Origin of the sequence: Paracoccus versutus, from assembly GCF_029909795.1 — a bacterium.
GTDB classification, from domain to species: Bacteria; Pseudomonadota; Alphaproteobacteria; order Rhodobacterales; family Rhodobacteraceae; genus Paracoccus; species Paracoccus versutus.
In genome coordinates this window covers 952,803-970,502 of sequence record NZ_CP038197.1, presented here as the reverse complement: position 1 = coordinate 970,502, position 17,700 = coordinate 952,803, and the positions used below count along the sequence as shown (strand labels likewise).

Here is a 17,700-nt window from a genome sequence, read left to right as displayed (position 1 = left end):
GCCGAGGGGGGCTCTGCCCCCCTCGCGCTTGCGCGGCCCCTCGATGGGGCCGCGCAAGCGCCCCCCGGGGTATTTGGGAAACGGAGAAAGGCAGGGGACGCCCCGGCCTTCCGCCGCCGTCCCGCCTCAGGCCGCGCCCTGCTGGGGGCGCATGTCGGCCGGGTCGATGCCGGCGACCACCACCGGCTTCTTCATCGCGTCGCGGCGGAAGGGCTCGCCCAGTTCCTGGTTCAGCAGCACCTCGATGAAGGTGGTCTCGCGGTTCTTCATCTGCCGCTCGACCGCATCGTGCAGCGCCGCGGTCAGTTCCTCCTGGCTCTTCACCTGCACGCCGACGAGCCCGCAGGCCTGGGCGATCTTCGCATAGGAGGTGTCGCGGTCCAGCTCGGTGCCGACGAAGTTGTTGTCGTACCACAGCGTGGTGTTGCGCTTTTCCGCCCCCCACTGGTAGTTGCGGAAGATCACCATGGTGATCGCCGGCCAGTCCTCGCGGCCGCAGGCGGTCATCTCGTTCATCGAGATGCCGAAGGCGCCATCGCCGGCAAAGCCGATCACCGGCACGTCCGGATTGCCGATCTTGGCGCCCAGGATCGCCGGGAAGCCGTAGCCGCAGGGCCCGAACAGCCCCGGCGCCAGGTATTTCCGCCCGGCCTCGAAGCTCGGGTAGGCATTGCCGATGGCGCAGTTGTTGCCGATGTCCGAGCTGACGATCGCCTCTTTCGGCACCGCCTGCATGATCGCCCGCCAGGCCTGGCGCGGGCTCATCAGCCCGGCGTCGCGCCTGCGCGCGTCCTCGTTCCATTCGGTGCCGGGATCGTCCTCCTCGTGGTCCAGGCTCGACAGTTCCTGCGCCCAGCGGGACCTGGTCTGCGCCACCAGCGCCTTGCGTTCCGCCCGGCCGGCATCGCCGGCGGTGGGGGCAAGCTGCGCCAGGATGCCGCGCGCCACCTTGGCCGCGTCGCCCTGGATGCCGACCGTGACCTTCTTGGTCAGCCCGATGCGGTCGGCGTTGATGTCGACCTGGATGATCCTGGCGTCCTTCGGCCAGTAGTCGATGCCATAGCCCGGCAGGGTCGAGAACGGGTTCAAGCGCGTGCCCAGCGCCAGCACCACGTCGGCCCTGGCGATGATCTCCATCGCCGCCTTCGAGCCGTTGTAGCCCAAGGGGCCCATGGCCAGCGGGTGCGAGCCGGGGAAGCTGTCGTTGTGCTGGTAGTTCGAGCAGACCGGCGCATCCAGCCGCTCGGCCAGCCTGGCCAGCTCCGGGATCGCGCCCGACAGCACCACGCCGGCGCCCGACAGGATCACCGGGAACTCGGCCCCGGACAGCAGCTTTGCCGCCTCGGCCACCGCCTGCTCGCCGCCCGCGGGCCGCTCGAAGGCGACCACCTGCGGCAGCTCCACGTCGATGACCTGGGTCCAGAAGTCGCGCGGGATGTTGATCTGCGCCGGGGCCGAGTTGCGCCAGGCCTGCATGATCACCCGGTTCAAGACCTCGGGGATGCGCGAGGCGTCGCGCACCTCTTCCTGGTAGCAGACGCAATCGGCGAAGATGCGCATCTGCTCCATCTCCTGGAAGCCGCCCTGGCCGATGGTGCGGTTCGCCGCCTGCGGCGTGACCAAGAGCAGCGGGGTGTGGTTCCAGTAGGCGGTCTTGACCGGCGTGACGAAGCCGGTCACGCCGGGGCCGTTCTGCGCGATCGCCATCGACATCCGGCCGGTCGAGCGGGTGAACCCGTCCGCCATCATCCCGGCGTTCGTCTCGTGCGCGCAGTCCCAGAACGTGATCCCAGCCCTGGGAAACAGGTCCGACACAGGCATCATCGCAGAGCCGATGATCCCGAACGCATGCTCGATCCCGTGAAGCTGGAGAACTTTCACAAAAGACTCCTCAGTGGTCATTCTCATTTTATTTTCCTTGCATTTTCAGTATATTATCCAATGGCGGCGCGCATAATTCGCTGTCGGCCCAGACCGGGAACATGCCGATCCCAAGGAAAGACATTTCGCATCGGCCCTGGCATCGATCGAACTGCTCCGGGTGATCCTTCGCATGCCATTTGGCTTGGCTTGGCTTGGCTTGGTTTGGCGGGGGGATCGGACCTGCCCGGCAGGGCAGGTCCCTTCTTCATTTCGATACTGCGCCGGCGATCTGTGGATCGCAGTCCAGATCCTTGTCTTCGTTCGCGTCCTCGTTCGCTGGATCGTCGAGAAACGGACGGTCAGGCCGGATGAACAGTGCCATGCCCGCGCCCAGCAGAAGCAAGACCAGCGAGGCGGCAAAGGGCAGATCCCAGCGTCCGGTCAGGTCGATGATCAGCCCGAAGACGATAGGCGAGATCATCCCGGCCAGGCCAAAGCCGAAGTTCATGAAACCGCTGGCAGTACCGGAGTATTGCGGCGCGATATCCATCGGCGTGGCCCAGATCGGCGCCACGATCAGCTCGGCGAAGAAGAAGGCCGCGCTGAGGCTGATCGCCACCGTCACCAGATCGGTCGAGAACATTACCGGCAACATGCAGGCGAAGGCGCCCAGGAAGCCCAGGATGATCACGCTGATCCGCGCCAGGGCGACATTGCCGGTGCGGCGCAGGATGCCGTCGCTGAGCCAGCCGCCCGCCAGGTCGCCCACGACCCCGGCCAGGAAGACGCCGGCCGCGAAGATGGCGGATTTCTTCAGGTCCAGTTCGTGCTGGTGCAGGAAATAGGACGGGATCCAGTTCAGGAACAGCCACAGCGTCCAGCCATAGCAGAAATCGGTGATCGTCACCGGCAGCATCCGCTTGAGCAGCCGGCCCCAGGGCAGGGTCTTGCGCTCGCCCACGATCCTCTGGTCCGGCAGGGCCTCCAGTTCCTCGGGCGTGATGCCCTTGTGGCTGCGGGGATCGTCGCGGAAATACCACCACCACAGCGCCACCCACAGGAAGCTGATCAGGCCGACGATGACGAAGGCATGCCGCCAGGACAGCGCGATGACCAGGAAGGCGATCAGCGGCGGGGTCAGCGCATTGCCGAAACGGGCGAAGGCATGGGTGATGCCCTGCGCGAAGCCGCGCTTCTCGGCCGGCATCCAGTTCGACAGCGCCCGCGTGGCGGTCGGGAAGGCCGAGCCTTCGCCCATGCCCAGAAGCACGCGCGCGATGATGAGCGAGACCGCGCCCTCGACGAAGCCGATCATCACGGTTGCGGCCGACCAGACGGTGCCGCAGATGATCAGGGTCTTGTGCGGTCCCAGCCGGTCGCCCAGCCGGCCGCCGAGGATCTGGAACAGCGCATAGGGATAGGCGAAAGCGGAAAACGCCAGCCCCAACTCGAAATTCGACAGGCCCAGCTCGGCCTGCATGGCGGGGGCGGCGGTGCTGATGTTCACCCGGTCGATATAGGTGACCAGATACATCAGGCAGATGACGAACAGAACGCGGTCCGTCGTCCTGAATCGGGTAAGCCTTAGCATGTCTCCTCCCTGGATTATGCTGGATGTGTTGGCACGTCCGTTTGCGGCTCGTTGCGCGGTCCTCTGTTGAAGCTCCGCCCTCCTCCGGCGGGTCTTCGGGCTCCTGGCGGCGGGCCGTGTTCTTGGGAAACGACGCCTCCTTCCTGCCCCTTGGGCGCTATTGTGTCAGTTGCGCCAGCTTCAGGCGCTGGATCTTGCCCGAGGGGCCCTTGGGCAGCTCGGCCATCAGGTGGATCACCTCGGGCGACTTGAACTTCCCCAGCCGCTCCTCGCAGATCGAGATCAGCTCGGGCGCGCCAAGCGGCGAGCCGGGGCGCAGGGTGACGGCCGCCTCGACCCGCTCGCCGTAGCGGGCGCATTGGCGGGCGAAGGCCGCGGCCTCGATCACGTCGGGATGGGTATAGAGCGCCTCGTCGATCTCGCGCGGGGCGATGTTCTCGCCGCCCTTGATGATCAGCTCCTTCAGGCGGCCGGTGACGAAGACGTAGCCTTCCTCGTCCATCTGGCCCAGGTCGCCGGTGCGCAGCCAGCCGTCCGGGGTCAGCGCGGCGCCGGTGGCGGCCGGGTCGCCCAGATAGCCGCGCATGACATTGGCGCCGCGCACGGCGATCTCGCCCTCGATGCCCGGCGGCAGCGGGCGCAGGTCGGGCGACAGGATCGCCACCTGGTTGCCCACCGCCCGGCCGGGCGAGCCGATCTTGCGCAGGCCCGGCGGCAGCGGGTTCGACAGGATCTGCGCCGCGGTCTCGGTCAGGCCCATGGTTTCGACGATGGGAATGCCGAAGCGGCGCTCGAAGCCCGACTGCACCTCGGGCGCCAGCGCCGCCGAGGCCGAGCGGCCGAAGCGCAGCCGCGCCCGGGCCGCGGGCGACGGCTCGCCCTCGCCATGCAGCAGATGCGAGATGATCGTCGGCACGACCGAGAACCAGCTGGCCTCGTGCCGGTCGCACAGGCCCCAGAACCGGCTGGCCGAAAAGCGGTCGCAGACCACCACCGAGCCGCCCGAGAGCAGCGGGCCAAGGATGGTCACGCAAAGCCCGTTGATGTGATAGATGGGCAGCACGCACAAGGCCCGGTCCTCGGGCCGCAGCTCATGCGCCAACGCCGTGGTCCAGCCGCCGGCCAGCAGGCTGGCATGGCTGTGCACCACGCCCTTGGGCCGGCCGGTGGTGCCCGAGGTATACATCAGCAGCGCATCGTCCGCGGCGCCATGCGGATGCGGCTCGGCCGGCGCGCAGCCGGCGGGCCAGTCGAAGCCGGCACCCGCCTCGATCACCACAGGCGCGGCAGGATGGGCGGCGAGCGCCGGCTCCAGCAGCGCGCGCTGGCCGGGATCGACCAGCAGGGCGCGGGCGCCGGAATGCGACAGCACATAGCCGATGGCATCGGCGCCGGCGATCAGGTTGATCATGGTGGCCCGAAAGCCGCCGTAAAGCGCGCCGTAAAGGCCCAGCACCGCATTGCGGCCATTGGGCATCATCAGCGCGACGCTTTCGCCGCGCTCCAGGCCCAGCCCGGCCAGATGCCCGGCGATGCGGGCGGCCTCGTCGCGCAATTCGCGCCAGGTCAGGACCGAGCCGTCCTCGGGAAAGACATGGCTGATCGTCCGGCCCTGGTCGGCGGCGCGATGGTCCAGCCAGTCGCGGGTGGTGCCCTGCGGCGGGTTCAGCGGATCCAGCCTCATTTCCCCGCCTCCTGCCAATAGCTGCCGAAGATCTCGTCAAGCGCCGGCTCGCGCGGGGGAATTGGCCGCACGACGCGGGTGCGCTGCATGAAATGGCGCCAGTTCAAATTGGCGTCGATGGAGTTGCCGCCCCAGCTGCCGCACCCCATCGACAGCGAAAAGGGCAGGCCGTTGTCGAAGGCTCCGCCGGTCGCGAAGCAATGCGCCTGGTTGACGATGACCCGGCAGACCGGCAGGTCGCGGCCAAGCGCCAGCGGGCGATCCGCGTCGCGCGAATGCAGCCCGACCGAATGGCCGGCGCCCTGATGGCTCAGGATGCGGCGCGCCAGTTCCGCCGCATGCTCGAAATCCCGGGCGCGGTAAAGCGCGGCGATGCGGCTGAGCTTTTCGCCCGACAGCGGATGGTCGGGACCGATGCCCTCGGTCTCGACCGCGATCAGCCGGGTGCCGGCCGGCACCCTGCCGGCCAGCCCCAGCCGGTCGATCATCACCTCGGCATCCTTGGCGATGATCTCGCGGTTCATATGCCCGTCCTGCCAGAGCCGGGCCACGATACCCGGCGCCTCGGACGGCGGCAGGACCGCGCCCCCTTCGGCCGCAAGTGCAGCGGCGAAGGCGTCATAGACCGCATCGACCACGATCAGCGCATTTTCGGACGAACAGGAGGTGGCGTTGTCGAAGGTCTTGGAGGCGGCGATCTTGCCCGCCGCATCGGCCAGGTCGGCGGTCTCGTCCACGATCACCGCCACATTGCCGGCGCCGACGCCGATGGCGGGGGTGCCGCTTTCATAGGCGCGCCGTACGTTGTCCTGGCTGCCGGTCACGACCACCAGGTCGGCGGTCTCCAGCAGGCGCTGGGTCTTGGCCTTGCTGCCTTGCCCTGGAAGCATCTGCACCAGGTCGCGGTCCTCGCCGATGCGGTCGAACTCGGCATGGATGAACCCCAGCAGCATCTCGCAGCAGGCCACCCCCTTGGGCGAGGGCGACAGAACGATGGCATTGCCGCATTTCAGCGCGTTGATGATGTTGTTCGCCGGCGTCGCGGCCGGGTTGGTCGAGGGCACCACCGCGCCGATCACGCCGATGGGCCGCGCTATCTCGGCGATGCCGGTTTCGGGGTCGTCGGACAGGATGCCATGCGTGGCCACGCCACGGATGTCGCGCAGAAGCCCCAGCGTCTTGCGATGGTTCTTGACGATCTTGTCGGCGACATTGCCCAGCCCGGTGCTGCGGACCGCCAGTTCCGCCAGTTGCCGGTTGCGTTCGGGCTGCATGATGGCCCAGCCGACGGCAAGGGCAGCCCGATCATAGCGGCTCTGGCTGCCCCCCGCCTCGTATCCGGCCTGGGCGCTGCGCGCCCGCACCATCGCCGCGTCGACCGAAAGAATATCGTTCGAGATGTTCATACCTGTCATTTGCTCCTGCTCCCGGCAGTCCGCCCGCCGGGAAGGTGAATAGGTCAGCAGCCCGGAAAAACCGGGGCTCGCCCTGTCTGCAATGTTGGTCTGGCACGGCCTCCTCTTGCCGTGGTTTTCGACCCTAGGCCATGAAAACAGTCTTGCAACTGTTTTCATTAAATTTTATGATTCATAAAAATATATATGGAAAATCTGATGATTAAGCCAGATATTGTTTTCGTAGCCAATCTTGCAGGCGTTTCACCGGCGACGGTGTCGCGGGTGATGAATCACCCGGATCTGGTGCATCCGGCGACGCGCAAGAAGGTCGAACTGGCGATCGAGAAATCCGGCTATATCCGCAACCGCGCCGCGCAGGCCATGCATGGCAAGCGCAGCGCCACCATCGGTCTGGTGGTGCCGACCGTCGCCAACACCATCTTCGCCGAGGTGGTCCAGGCTTTTAACGACACGGTCAGCGAGCAGGGCTTCACCCTGCTCCTGGCCTCGCATGGCTACGATCTGGAGACCGAATATCGGCTGGTTCGCAAATTGCTGGAGCATCGCGTCGATGCGCTGGCGGTGGTCGGGCTGGATCACAGCGCCGGCACCTTCCGTCTGATCGCCGAACAGCGCGTGCCATTGCTGGCGCTCTGGAACTACCTGCCGGATTCGGCGCTGCCCTGCATCGGGGTGGACAACCGCGAGGCGGGGCGGATGGCCGCCGAGCATTTGATCGCGCTGGGGCATCGCCGCATCGGCATGGTCTTTCCCGCCACCTTCGACAACGACCGGGCACGTGACCGCAAGACGGCGGCGACGGCTGTTTTCCGCGATGCCGGCATCGTGTTGCAGGATCGCTGGCAGGTCGAGGTGCCCTACAGCATCGCCCAGGCCAAGGCCGCTTGCCTGGAATTACTGGCGGGACAGGACCGGCCGAGCGCCTTGCTTTGCGCCAATGACGTGATCGCGCAGGGGGCGATCTATGCGGCGGCGCGGCTGGGGATCGCCATTCCCACCACCTTGTCGGTGATCGGCATCGGCGACTTTGCCGGCTCGGCGCAGATGGAACCGGCGCTCACCACAGTGCGCATCCCCGCGCAGAAATTGGGGGCCACGGCGGGGCGAGAGATTCTTGCGATGATTGGAGCGCCCGACCCCAATTACATGGTTCATAGCAAGATTGAATTGGAACTGATTATGCGTAGCAGCACAGCGATTGCGGTCGAGCTGTCCGGGGCGATCGTGTAGGTATTTGCAGCGGGGAAGGCGTATCCCCTTGTCCGCACGCAATGCGTTTCGAAAGAATACAGCCGCATTGCCCTATTCCATTCCGCCCCATTGCGAGTTCTCCGAACCGGGTCAGCCGGCCTCATGGGCCAGCGCCCACCTCCGCATCTGCGTGAGTTTCCCCGCCCGCCGGCAGCCGTGCCAAGCGCCCGGCTGCCGGCGGTTGGTCTTCCTGCAATCGCCGGGGCGGCGGGGATCGGCGACGGGGCGACGGCCGCGGCCGGACGGGGTGACGCATCTGATCCCATTCGACGGGTTGCTGGATGGCGAAGGCCAGCCGCTGATCGGCGCGGCACTGATGCCGGCGAGGCGGGGGTCCGCGCGGCCTCCGGCGGCTGCCGCATCCTGCATTTTGCGGCGCATGGCTTTTTCCAGCCGGTCGCCGGGCGAGACGGCGAAGAGGATCAAGGTGATCGAGGCAGGATAAGGATGCCCAGAAGCGACGAAATCTCCAGCAGCGCCGCCGAATAACCGTGCGGATACCGACGACGGCACCCTTGACGAGTTGATGGCGGTGAAGGACGGCGACGTGACTCTGGTCCCGCGCGGCCACCATCCCTGCGACGCACCTCATGGCTTCCAGATCTACTACCTCAACGTCATGGCAGGGCCGCGCCGCCCCCAGAGGTCCGGGGGATCGGGTAACCATGGCCTTGCATATTGCTTGACTTTCGACACCAGGCCCGCATTTTCGGGCCTTCCAAGGCCAACAGAGGATGGCTGCGCCGCTACTTGCGCATTGAGCAACGCTTGGCGGCAACGGCACGCGAAGGCGCCTTGGCGGCGCGGGTTGCCTGCGCTTGCGCGATACCCTTCCCGACGGGCTTCAGGCAAGCGCGCCCCACGCCATCGCCCGCATCCCGGATGGCATGATCCCCAAGGCCGACGCTCTGCCCCCTTTCGCGCCGGGATGGGCGGTTGAACCGAAAGGCGTAACGCTCTTGCATAAGGCGGCCGGCCATCGGGTGGCGCGTCCCATCCGGCGCAGGCGGCATGCCCATCGGCGGCCGGCAGGCTTGCCGCCGAACCGCGCAAATCCGACAGAACGGATGCGAAAGAACCGCGGCAAATTTGAGCTGGATTGCTTGCGGGTTTCGCGCCCGATCCGCTGAAAAGACCCTGGCTGGGCGGCCTGTGCGCCATGGTGATGCAGCCGGCGACGCGCGTCGAAAGCGGCGCCGGGATGGCCTTGGCGGCCAGGTGCCAGGCATTCGCCGGCAAGCCATGCGCCAGCCACCGCCTTCATGGCCTGCGGAGGAGCCACATCGTGGGCAAGCCATGGATCATGCGGATTTGCGAGGTTCCGCCGCTCTTCAGCGGAAGCCTCGGGCTTGAACGGAACGAGGAGGATAGATGGCCATTGCAATACTGTCGGGCGGGCCGGCGGTGCGGGACGCCCAGGGGCGCCTGCCTGTCGACGAGGCGCCGCTGAAAACCATTCACATCCTGGCCGCCGCCGCCGTTCTGGGCGGCGCGGTGCTGGACGGCTATGTCCTGGGCATCGTCGGCCCGGCCCTGTCGCTGGCCGGAAACGAGATGCAGCTTTCCGCGCTGGCCCAGGGCCTGATCGCATCGAGCGCGCTGATCGGCATCTTCGTGGGCGGGCTGTTTTTTGGCAACCTGGCCGACCGCTTCGGCCGCCGGCCGGTGTTCGGCTGGAACCTTGCCGCCTTCATCCTGCTGTCGCTGATGCAACTGTTCGTCCAGGACGTCTGGCAACTGGTGGCGCTGCGGCTGGCGCTGGGCCTGGCCGTCGGCGTCGAATATGCGGTCGGCTCGTCGGTGCTGGCCGAGTTCTCGCGCCGCAGGGGGCGGGGGATGCTGCTGGGCAGCTTCTCGATCGGCTGGCAGGTGGGCTTCACCCTCGCCTTCATCGTGGGCGCGCTTTACCAGGGCGACAACTGGCGCATGCTGCTGGCGACCAGCGCCGTGCCGGCGATCATCACCTTCGTCTTGCGGATGACCCTGCCGGAAACCCCGATGTGGCTGCAAGCCAGGGGCCGCAAGGCCGAGGCGCGCGCCGTCGTCGACCGCCATTTCGGCAATGAGTTCTACATCCCCGAAATCGAGCTGGGCGCGGAACACGCCTCGCCGCGCGAGCTGTTCACCGCCCGGACCTGGCGGCAGTCGCTGTATTCGGGCCTTTTCTGGTTCTGCCAGGTCGGCCCGTTCTTCGGCATCTTCACCTTCATGATGCCGGTGCTGCAATCCCTGGGCGTCGAGGAATCGGGCTCGGTCGACATGTGGCTGAACGCCATCCAGATCGCGGGCGCGTTCGCCGGCATCCTTCTGCTGCACTGGATGAGCCGGCGCGGCTTCGTCATCTGGACGTTTGCCATCATCCTGCTGACGCTGCTGGGCCTGGGCCTGTTCCCGCAAGCGCCCGCCTGGATCGTGCTGGGCCTGTTCGGCATCTACATGTTCGTGGCCCCGGCCGCCAACGACATCCAGTATGTCTATCCGCCCGAGATCTTCGACACCCATGTCCGGGCCACCGGCGTCGGCTTCTCGGCCGCCTTCTCGCGCATTTCCGCGGCGGGCGTGACCTTCCTGCTGCCCTGGCTGATGCAGACCTTCGGCTTCTCGGCCACGCTGACGATGATGGCGGGCTTCCCGCTGCTGGGCCTGGTCCTGTCGATCATGTGGGCGCCGGAAACCAAGGGCAAGCACCTGAGCTGAGCGCCTCATTCAGCAAGAGACGACCAGCCGCCCCTCCCTTGCCGGCGCAAGGGGCGGCTGGTGACGGCGCCGGCAGGACATCCGGTCCGCCGCAGCCGAGGGTGAAAGGGCCGGGCAGGGAAGGGTCTTTTCCGGGCGTCCTGTCCAGGCGGATTTCGACACCGCCGGGCACGGATCGGCTTGCCCGGCCTTCGACAAGCTCTCCGCCGCCGGGACGAACCGGGCTGGCAGATGCCGGATGCCGCGGCGGGAGTTTTCAGCGCGACCCGCTGATCCAGCGTGCCGAGCCCGCGTCCAGCACGCAACGCGGCCCGGCCCGCGCCACGATTTTCGGGACGATCTCGGCGAGGTGGCCTCGGCGCGGGCCTTATCGCCCACGGCTCTCCACTACCCCCGGTCGCCGCCGGCCGGGCTGGACGGCGACCGGCGTCACGCCGATCCCGCATCCCTGCGCCGGCGCGGCGATCATGCGGGGTCCGCGAGCCTTGCCTTGATCTTCCAGCCGGCATCGTCCCGCCCCAGCAGCCAGGACTTGCGCGCGATGGAGGTTCCTGCCGCGGTGCGATGGCTGGCGATTTCCAGCCGGAATCCTTCGGGGCAAGGCGACAGGCGGCCCGGCACCTCGATCCCGTCGGCAAGGCATATGACGACATCGGTCCCGGCCGCGGGCAGATCGCCCGGCAATGTCGCGCGGCATCCCGGATAGGCATGGCTGTCGCCGAGGAAGATCTGCATCACCGCTCGCCCCTGAAAGTGCTTGCCATCATTAACTCGACTTGCGGCGGGCAAACCAATATGATTGCGCTAACAACAGCTATCTTGCGGAGCCTGCATGGATATTCACGCCGACCTGGCCCTTGTCGCGCATGACGGCAAGAAGGACGACCTGATTGCCTGGGTCGAAGAGCGGATCGACCGGCTGCGGCTGCGGCTGCGGCTGCGGCCGCTGTCGCTGGTCGCCACCGGCACCACCGGAGCGCGGATCCATGCGGCGACGGGGCTTGATGTGACCCGGCTTCTCAGCGGCCCGCTGGGGGGCGACGCGCAACTGGGGGCGATGATTTCCGAAGGGCGGCTGAAGAACCTGATCTTCTTCATCGACCCGCTGTCCGCCTTGCCCCATGACGTGGACGTGAAATCGCTGCTGCGGCTGGCGATTCTTTACGATGTGCGCCTGGCCGTGAACAGCAAAAGCGCGGATGCGGTGCTGGCGGCCATCGACGCAGATCCCCGCTGAACGGTGGGGCGATCCTGCGCCCCATCCTTTCCCGGACTGTGGTTCTTTGGCGTCGATTTCGAAGGTTTCCGTCGGAAAATGCCCTGGCGATCTTGCGGGCTCCGCCGGCCTGACGCGCATCGCGCGAGGCGTTCTTCGGGACGGCGGGGTCTGCGCAGGCTGACCCTGCGCGCAAGGTTCCAGGATCTCGTGCCGGCCAGGCCCCAATGGAAAGGGGCCGGGATGATCCGGCCCCCGATGCCCTTCGCGCGGGCGGTCACAGGTCGATGCGCGCCACGCTCTCGTCGCTGTTCTTGGGCGCGCCCTCGGCGGATTTCACCGTCGCGAACAGCGCGTTGCGGCCGGCGTCGAAGGCCAGGCTGTTCGGATGCGCGCCCGTCTCCAGCTTTTCCAGCAAGTCGTAGCTGTCGGTGTCGAAGACGCTGATGCTGCCCTCGGCCCGGTTGGTGACGTAAAGCCGCCGGTGCTCGCCGTCGAAGCGCAGGGCGACCGGTCCTTCGCCGCTGGCCATGCGCCTGATCTCGCTGCCGTCCCTGGTGCTGAAGACGAAGACCTGGTTGCCCTCGCCCCTGGGCTGGTAGTCGGGAAGCGCCTCGGCGCGGTATTTGGTGACACGCGGATGGCCCTGGTCGATGGCGAAAAGCCGCCCGCCCTCGGCGTCCAGCGCCAGGTTCAGCAACTGGTCCGCGCCGGTCTCGACCGTGCTGACGATCTCCAGCGTCCCGGTATCGACGGCGAAGAGCTGGCCTTGCAGGTTCGAGACATGGACCCGGCCCGCCGCGGGGTCGATGGCGATGCCGGTGGCGTTGTAGCCAAAGCCCGGCACGACCTTTTCCACCTTCATCGCCTCGGTATCGACGACATAGAGGCTGGAGCCCGTGGGGTGCAGGCCCGGCGCATAGAGGCGATGGCTCTCGGGGTCCAGCGCCAGTTCGCGGAAATGGTGGGGATAGGCGTCCTCACCTTTTTCGTCCTTGATCTTCTCGGCCAGCTGGATGGTGCCGACGACCTTGTTCGCGGCCGTGTCGATGACGATGACGGCGGCGTCCAGCCCGGCGCCGACGTAAAGCCGACCGGCCGCGTCGTCGATGGCAAGGCCGAAGCCCTTCCGGTCCAGCGGGATCTCGGCCTGGACGGCCAGGGTCTCGGGGTCGAGGCGCAGGATGCGCGAAGGCGCCGCATTCTCGCCGAAGCCGCCGGCCGAGGCCGCGAACAGCGCGCCCTGGCGGGGTGAATGCACCAGTTCGTAAAGCCCTTGCGCCAGGGCGGCGGTCCTGATCCGGCTGTCCTGCCGGACCGCGGCCGGATCGGCTTGCGGCGCCGGGGCCGCCTGTTCGGCATGGGCGGCAAGGCCGCAAAGCAGCGATGCGGCCAGGGCGGTGGCCAGTCGCAGGGATGAATGTCGCATGAGGTCTCCTTCCGTTTTTCCGGGAGTCTTGCGGATCGGGCCGCCGCCCTTTCCTTGCATCCGGGTGGTGGCCTTGCCCTTGGGTCCAGGGGCCGGAAGCTGCCTGCCGCACGCCTTCCGCTCTAGCCCGATTTCCCGCGGGATGCCAGTCCGCGCGCCGTCGCAGGGGGGTGCGGCGGATTTCCCGCCGTTTGACAGCCCCGCCTGCGCGACCTAATCTGCGGCCAGCGGTCCAAGCCGCTTCCAGACCCGCGGAAAGGGCCGAGCCCACTTGACCCGACGCCTGATCGTCGAACGAACCTTTGTGCTGCCGGATTGCGGGTCGTCGGCATCGGATGCACTGAGGGTTCCATGAGCGTTCTTCCCGAACGACCCGATCTTGATCAACTGAAACGGCAGGCTAAGGAGCTTTTGCGGCTTTGCCGCGCGGGCGATGGCGGCGCGCTTGACCGCCTGCGCCGCGGCTTGCCTGCGGCAAGGGGGCGCGGCGACGCGCAGGTCGCGGCGGCAGGCTGCCGGCTGCATGATGCGCAATCCTGCATCGCGCGGGAACATGGCTTCGCGTCCTGGGCGGCGCTGAAGGCCTTCGTCGAGGCGGCGCGGCCGCGCGGTTTGCAGCCCGGCGTGCTTGCCGAGGCTTTCGCGCGCTTCGCCTATGCCGGGGATATTGCCGGCGGCACCGGCAATGCGCGCCCGGAACTGGCGGTGCGGCTGCTGCAGGACCAGCCCCGGCTGCCGCTGGATTTCCCGATCATCGCCTGTGCCGCGGGGGATGTCGCCGCGGTGCGCCGCGCGATCCTTGCCGATGCGGGCTGGGTGCATCGGCCGGCGGGGCCGCTGTCCTTGCCGCCTCTGGTCGCCGCGACCCATTCGGGGCTGTTGCAGCTGCCGGCATTCCGCCCGCGCATCCACGCTGTGGTCGGGCAGCTTCTGTCCGCCGGCGCCGACCCCGACCAGCGGGTCGGCAGCCGCTGGCCGCCCGCCTCGGTCCGGGAACCGGACGCCGGCGTGCCGCTTTCCGCGCTTTACGGCGCCGTGGGGCGCAATCACGACGCCGAGCTTGCGCGCCTGCTGCTGGAGGCCGGCGCCGATCCGAATGACGGCGAGTCGCTTTACCATTCGCTCGAGGGCCTCGGCTGCACCGATCTGCTGCTGGCGGCGGGGGCGGTCGTCACCGGCACCAATGCGCTGTTCCGCTGTCTCGATTTCGACGATATTGCGCGGCTTCGGCTGTTGCTGGATCATGCCGGCGCCGCGCCCGAGCTGCGCGGCGGCGCCCTGCTGTTCCATGCCATCCGCCGGCGCCGCTCGCCCGCGCATGTCCGGGTGCTGCTTGCGGCAGGCGTCGATCCCGGCGCGCGGACCGGGGATGGCACCGATGCGGCCGCGCTGGCCCTGCGCTATGGCCTGCCCGAGGTCGCGTCCCTGCTGGGCCGGCCGGACGCGCTGTCGCCCGAAGAGCGCTTCATCGCCGCCTGCACAAGCGCCGATGCGGCCAAGGCCCGGCGGATGCTGTCGCAAGACCCCGGACTGGTCGCCCGCCTGGACCCGGCCCGGCTGCGGCTTTTGCCGGATCTGGCGGCCGAGGGCGCCCGCGATGCCGTCCGGCTGATGGTCGAGCTGGGTTGGCCCATCGAGGCGCGCGGCGGGGATTGGGGCGCAAGCGCGCTGAACCACGCCGTCTTCCGCGGCGATAGCGCCCTTGCCGAATTCCTTCTGCAGCATGGCGCGTCCTGGCGGGCCGGGCAGGGGTTCGGCGACGATGTGTCCGGCACCCTGGGCTGGGCATCCTTGAACCGGCCCGTGCCGGAGGGCGACTGGATTGGCTGCGCAAGGGTGCTGGCCCGGCATGGAATGGCGCCCTTCGGCCGCGATCCCGCGACGCCGGACGCGCTGCTTCTGGAAGGCCGCCGCCGGTATTTCTCGCCGGAGGTGGCCGATTGCCTGCTAAACGAAGCGGCCGGGGATCAGGGGCCGTGACGGGCCTGCTGCCTGTGGCAACGGCATGGGCCCGGATCGTCCGGCGTGCGGCTTTCGGGGCGTCGATACGCCATCACCCGCGCCAGCGCAGGGTTTCGACCAGCAGGGTGAAGGCCGACGAGGCATGGCGGCGGCGGGGATAATACAGGTGATAGCCCGGCAGGTCGGGCGTCAGCCGGGCCAGGACGCGCCGCAGGCGGCCGTCGTCCAGATCCTGCCGAACTTGGTCCAGCGGCAGATAGGCCAGGCCGTGGCCGTCCAATGCCGCATCGCGGATCAGGTCGATGCTGGTCAGGACCAGCGGGCCCTCGACCCGGACGCGGGTTTCCCGGCCGCCGCCAGCCGTTCAGCGTGCCGCTGGTCGGCAGCCGCAGGTTGATCGCCCGGTGGTCCACCAGCTGCGCCGCAGCGGTCGGGGGCGCGTGCTGGCGAAAGTAGTCGGGCGACCCTACGATGGCCATGGGAATGTCCGGCCCGATCCGCACCGCGATCATGTCCCTGGCGATCTCGCCGCCCAGCCGGACGCCTGCGTCGAAGCGATCCGCCACCACATCGGCCAGGCCGTAATCGAGGGTGATCTCGACCGTGAAAGGAACCGGACAATGACCAGGATCAGCTTCACCAACAGCAACAACCCGGCGATCACCATGGCGGCGGTCGTCCACTTTCCCCAAGGCTTCGACGCGGCCAGGACATGGCCTGCCATCGTCGTGTCGCATCCCGGCGGCGGGGTGAAGGAGCAGGCGGCGGGCACTTATGCCGCCCGGCTGGCCGAGAGGGGCTTCATCACCATCGCCTATGACGCCAGTTACCAGGGCGAAAGCGGCGGCACCTCGCGCCAGCTGGAAAACCCGCATATCCGCACCGAGGACATCAGCGCCGTCATCGACTACCTGGTGACGCTGCCCTATGTGGACCGGGCGCGGATCGGCGCGATGGGGATCTGCGCGGGCGCGGGCTATACCGCCAATGCCGCGATCCAGGACCGCCGCATCAAGGCGATCGGCACGGTCAGCGCGGTCAATATCGGCGCGATGTTCCGCAACGGCTGGGACAACGACGTCCGATCCAGCGACGCGCTGCCGCTGATCGAGGCGGGCTCGAACGCCCGGACCTCGGACGCCGCGGGCGGCAGCGCCACGATGCCGCTGGCGCCCCTGAAGGAAGCGGATGCGCCGACCGAGGAACTGCGCCAGGCCTGGGAATACCATCACACCCCGCGCGCGCAATGCCCGACCGCGCCGGGCTTCGCCACCCTGCGCAGCCTGAACCAGATCATCACCTATGACGCCTATCACATGGCCGACATCTACCTGACCCAGCCGATGCAGATCGTGGCGGGCAGCAAGGCCGGCAGCAAATGGATGAGCGAGGATCTTTTCGACCGCGCCGCCAGCGCCGACAAGGCCTTCCACGTGGTCGAGGGCGCCAACCACATGGATCTCTATGACGGCCGGGAATACGTCGGTGAGGCGATCTCGGTGCTGGCGCCGTTCTTCGCGGCCAGGTTGAAGGGCGCGGCGCAGTAGCGCCGCCCGCGATCCGGCTGCGGCTTGGGCTGCGGCGGGGTCGCGCCTTCGGCAGGGGTCATGGCCCTGCGCTGGGTGCTCATGCTGCGGCGCAGAATGCATAGCGGCTTTGCCGGGATCACGGCTACTTTCCGCGATTTGCCCAGCCTATATCCGCCTTGTCCGCAACATGCCCGCTGGATGGGCAAGATGAAAAAGGTGCCGAGATGTCCGCTGTCGAAATGAGCCATAACCATGCTGCCGGTGGCCTGGGCCAGGTCTTTGCCCGCGCGACCGCAATGATCGCCGCCTGGAACAACGCCCGCATCACCCGCCGCGAACTGGCCCGGCTGACCGACCGCGAACTGAGCGATATCGGCCTGACCCGCGGCGATATCGAGCGGATCGCCCGCGGCGCCTGAAGCCATCGCCATCGATGAACGAACCCCGCTTTGCCGCGGGGTTTTTTCATGCCCGCCGGCAGGGCCATGGTCCGGCCCCCTGGGCATCCCTCCGCGGCTGGACGACCGGCGGGCACGAAGGGGCTTGCCCGGCCGCCGTCCCTGGCCGATGCTGGCGGCATGACCGCGCCCTATTCCTTTCGCGACGATCCCTTGGTGCCGCGTTTCGACGATTCCGCGCCCCTGGCCGTGATGGATGCGGAATGCGCGCTTTGCAGCTGGGGCGCGCGGATGATCCACCGGCTCGACCGTTCGGGCAGGGTGCGGATATGCCCGGTCCAGACCCCGCTTGGCGCGGCGCTCCTGCGCCATTACGGGCTGGAGGCAGAAGACCCCGCAAGCTGGCTTTTCATCGAGGACGGCATCGCCCATGCCGATTGCGATGCGGTCCTCTATGCCGGGCGGCGGCTTGGCGGGCCCGGCAGGCTGGCCGCGCCGCTGCGGATCCTGCCGCGCGGGCTGCGCAACTGGCTTTATCGGCGCTTTGCGCGCAACCGTTATCGCCTGTTCGGCAGGGCGGACATGTGCGCCTTGCCGGACCCGGCGTTCCAGCGGCGGCTGCTGCGCTGACCGCGGCCGCCCGTCGCGCGCGGGTTCGCCGC

Annotated in this window: 15 protein-coding genes and 1 pseudogene; 9 read left to right on the top strand and 7 right to left on the bottom strand. The window is 68.0% G+C overall.

What is annotated here, in order from left to right:
* Positions 1-126: 126 nt before the first annotated feature.
* The 4 genes from xsc to sauS all read right to left on the bottom strand — a co-directional run bounded on the left by xsc (position 127) and on the right by sauS (position 6,544).
* A complete protein-coding gene (xsc, locus tag E3U25_RS15960; protein WP_116220455.1) occupies positions 127-1,908 on the bottom strand; it encodes a sulfoacetaldehyde acetyltransferase in 1,782 nt (593 codons plus the stop codon).
* 220 nt (positions 1,909-2,128) lie between these two features.
* Positions 2,129-3,454 carry an MFS transporter gene (locus E3U25_RS15955; protein WP_036758144.1) on the bottom strand — a complete coding sequence of 442 codons (1,326 nt, stop codon included), beginning with the start codon at positions 3,452-3,454 and terminating at the stop codon, positions 2,129-2,131.
* Between the two features lie 157 nt (positions 3,455-3,611).
* A complete protein-coding gene (locus E3U25_RS15950) occupies positions 3,612-5,138 on the bottom strand; it encodes an AMP-binding protein (RefSeq protein WP_116222202.1) in 1,527 nt (508 codons plus the stop codon).
* A complete protein-coding gene (sauS, locus tag E3U25_RS15945) occupies positions 5,135-6,544 on the bottom strand; it encodes an acylating sulfoacetaldehyde dehydrogenase (RefSeq protein WP_116222203.1) in 1,410 nt (469 codons plus the stop codon). The genes E3U25_RS15950 and sauS overlap by 4 nt, the downstream gene beginning before the upstream one ends.
* Before the next feature lie 195 nt (positions 6,545-6,739).
* Between sauS and E3U25_RS15940 the strand changes: the two genes are divergently transcribed.
* The 4 genes and pseudogenes from E3U25_RS15940 to E3U25_RS15925 all read left to right on the top strand — a co-directional run bounded on the left by E3U25_RS15940 (position 6,740) and on the right by E3U25_RS15925 (position 10,504).
* Positions 6,740-7,786, top strand: a complete 1,047-nt coding sequence (locus E3U25_RS15940; protein ID WP_244295201.1) for a LacI family DNA-binding transcriptional regulator — start codon at positions 6,740-6,742, stop codon at positions 7,784-7,786.
* A gap of 268 nt (positions 7,787-8,054) precedes the next feature.
* The gene (locus E3U25_RS15935) at positions 8,055-8,252 is read left to right on the top strand and encodes a hypothetical protein (protein WP_140847829.1); all 198 of its coding nucleotides are present in this window, start codon (positions 8,055-8,057) and stop codon (positions 8,250-8,252) included.
* Between the two features lie 45 nt (positions 8,253-8,297).
* A pseudogene (locus tag E3U25_RS15930) lies at positions 8,298-8,453 on the top strand (5-deoxy-glucuronate isomerase); the annotation flags it as partial.
* A gap of 725 nt (positions 8,454-9,178) precedes the next feature.
* Entirely contained in the window at positions 9,179-10,504 is a 1,326-nt protein-coding gene (locus tag E3U25_RS15925) for an MFS transporter (RefSeq protein WP_116222205.1), read from the top strand.
* Positions 10,505-10,969: 465 nt separating this feature from the next.
* Here the strand turns inward: E3U25_RS15925 and E3U25_RS15920 are convergent, their stop codons facing one another.
* Positions 10,970-11,239 carry a hypothetical protein gene (locus E3U25_RS15920; protein ID WP_036758138.1) on the bottom strand — a complete coding sequence of 90 codons (270 nt, stop codon included), beginning with the start codon at positions 11,237-11,239 and terminating at the stop codon, positions 10,970-10,972.
* A gap of 97 nt (positions 11,240-11,336) precedes the next feature.
* Between E3U25_RS15920 and E3U25_RS15915 the strand changes: the two genes are divergently transcribed.
* Complete coding sequence (locus E3U25_RS15915) at positions 11,337-11,741, top strand: methylglyoxal synthase (protein WP_116222206.1); 405 nt, start codon at positions 11,337-11,339, stop codon at positions 11,739-11,741.
* Positions 11,742-11,997: 256 nt separating this feature from the next.
* Here the strand turns inward: E3U25_RS15915 and E3U25_RS15910 are convergent, their stop codons facing one another.
* Positions 11,998-13,149: a YncE family protein gene (locus E3U25_RS15910; RefSeq protein ID WP_116222207.1), complete on the bottom strand. Its 1,152-nt coding sequence runs from the start codon at positions 13,147-13,149 to the stop codon at positions 11,998-12,000.
* 351 nt (positions 13,150-13,500) lie between these two features.
* Here E3U25_RS15910 and E3U25_RS15905 point away from each other — a divergent pair, with 351 nt between their 5' ends.
* A complete protein-coding gene (locus tag E3U25_RS15905) occupies positions 13,501-15,129 on the top strand; it encodes an ankyrin repeat domain-containing protein (protein WP_116222208.1) in 1,629 nt (542 codons plus the stop codon).
* Between the two features lie 73 nt (positions 15,130-15,202).
* Here E3U25_RS15905 and E3U25_RS15900 read toward each other — a convergent pair whose 3' ends face one another.
* On the bottom strand, positions 15,203-15,406 hold the full coding sequence (locus tag E3U25_RS15900; RefSeq protein WP_276330423.1) for a LysR substrate-binding domain-containing protein: 204 nt from the start codon (positions 15,404-15,406) through the stop codon (positions 15,203-15,205).
* A 325-nt stretch (positions 15,407-15,731) separates the two neighbouring features.
* Between E3U25_RS15900 and E3U25_RS15895 the strand changes: the two genes are divergently transcribed.
* The 3 genes from E3U25_RS15895 to E3U25_RS15885 all read left to right on the top strand — a co-directional run bounded on the left by E3U25_RS15895 (position 15,732) and on the right by E3U25_RS15885 (position 17,668).
* Positions 15,732-16,658: an alpha/beta hydrolase gene (locus E3U25_RS15895; RefSeq protein ID WP_116222209.1), complete on the top strand. Its 927-nt coding sequence runs from the start codon at positions 15,732-15,734 to the stop codon at positions 16,656-16,658.
* A 206-nt stretch (positions 16,659-16,864) separates the two neighbouring features.
* On the top strand, positions 16,865-17,059 hold the full coding sequence (locus E3U25_RS15890) for a DUF1127 domain-containing protein (protein WP_072462037.1): 195 nt from the start codon (positions 16,865-16,867) through the stop codon (positions 17,057-17,059).
* A 159-nt stretch (positions 17,060-17,218) separates the two neighbouring features.
* A complete protein-coding gene (locus tag E3U25_RS15885; protein ID WP_036758128.1) occupies positions 17,219-17,668 on the top strand; it encodes a thiol-disulfide oxidoreductase DCC family protein in 450 nt (149 codons plus the stop codon).
* The last annotated feature ends 32 nt before the right edge of the window (positions 17,669-17,700 follow it).

What these genes read in the sequence shown, in the direction of transcription:
- xsc (WP_116220455.1), bottom strand. Translation starts at nt 1,908, where the DNA reads ATGAGAATGACCACTGAGGAGTCTTTTGTGAAAGTTCTCCAGCTTCAC.
- E3U25_RS15955 (WP_036758144.1), bottom strand. Translation starts at nt 3,454, where the DNA reads ATGCTAAGGCTTACCCGATTCAGGACGACGGACCGCGTTCTGTTCGTC.
- E3U25_RS15950 (WP_116222202.1), bottom strand. Translation starts at nt 5,138, where the DNA reads ATGAGGCTGGATCCGCTGAACCCGCCGCAGGGCACCACCCGCGACTGG.
- sauS (WP_116222203.1), bottom strand. Translation starts at nt 6,544, where the DNA reads ATGAACATCTCGAACGATATTCTTTCGGTCGACGCGGCGATGGTGCGG.
- E3U25_RS15940 (WP_244295201.1), top strand. Translation starts at nt 6,740, where the DNA reads ATGGAAAATCTGATGATTAAGCCAGATATTGTTTTCGTAGCCAATCTT.
- E3U25_RS15925 (WP_116222205.1), top strand. Translation starts at nt 9,179, where the DNA reads ATGGCCATTGCAATACTGTCGGGCGGGCCGGCGGTGCGGGACGCCCAG.
- E3U25_RS15920 (WP_036758138.1), bottom strand. Translation starts at nt 11,239, where the DNA reads ATGCAGATCTTCCTCGGCGACAGCCATGCCTATCCGGGATGCCGCGCG.
- E3U25_RS15915 (WP_116222206.1), top strand. Translation starts at nt 11,337, where the DNA reads ATGGATATTCACGCCGACCTGGCCCTTGTCGCGCATGACGGCAAGAAG.
- E3U25_RS15910 (WP_116222207.1), bottom strand. Translation starts at nt 13,149, where the DNA reads ATGCGACATTCATCCCTGCGACTGGCCACCGCCCTGGCCGCATCGCTG.
- E3U25_RS15905 (WP_116222208.1), top strand. Translation starts at nt 13,501, where the DNA reads ATGAGCGTTCTTCCCGAACGACCCGATCTTGATCAACTGAAACGGCAG.
- E3U25_RS15895 (WP_116222209.1), top strand. Translation starts at nt 15,732, where the DNA reads ATGACCAGGATCAGCTTCACCAACAGCAACAACCCGGCGATCACCATG.
- E3U25_RS15890 (WP_072462037.1), top strand. Translation starts at nt 16,865, where the DNA reads ATGTCCGCTGTCGAAATGAGCCATAACCATGCTGCCGGTGGCCTGGGC.
- E3U25_RS15885 (WP_036758128.1), top strand. Translation starts at nt 17,219, where the DNA reads ATGACCGCGCCCTATTCCTTTCGCGACGATCCCTTGGTGCCGCGTTTC.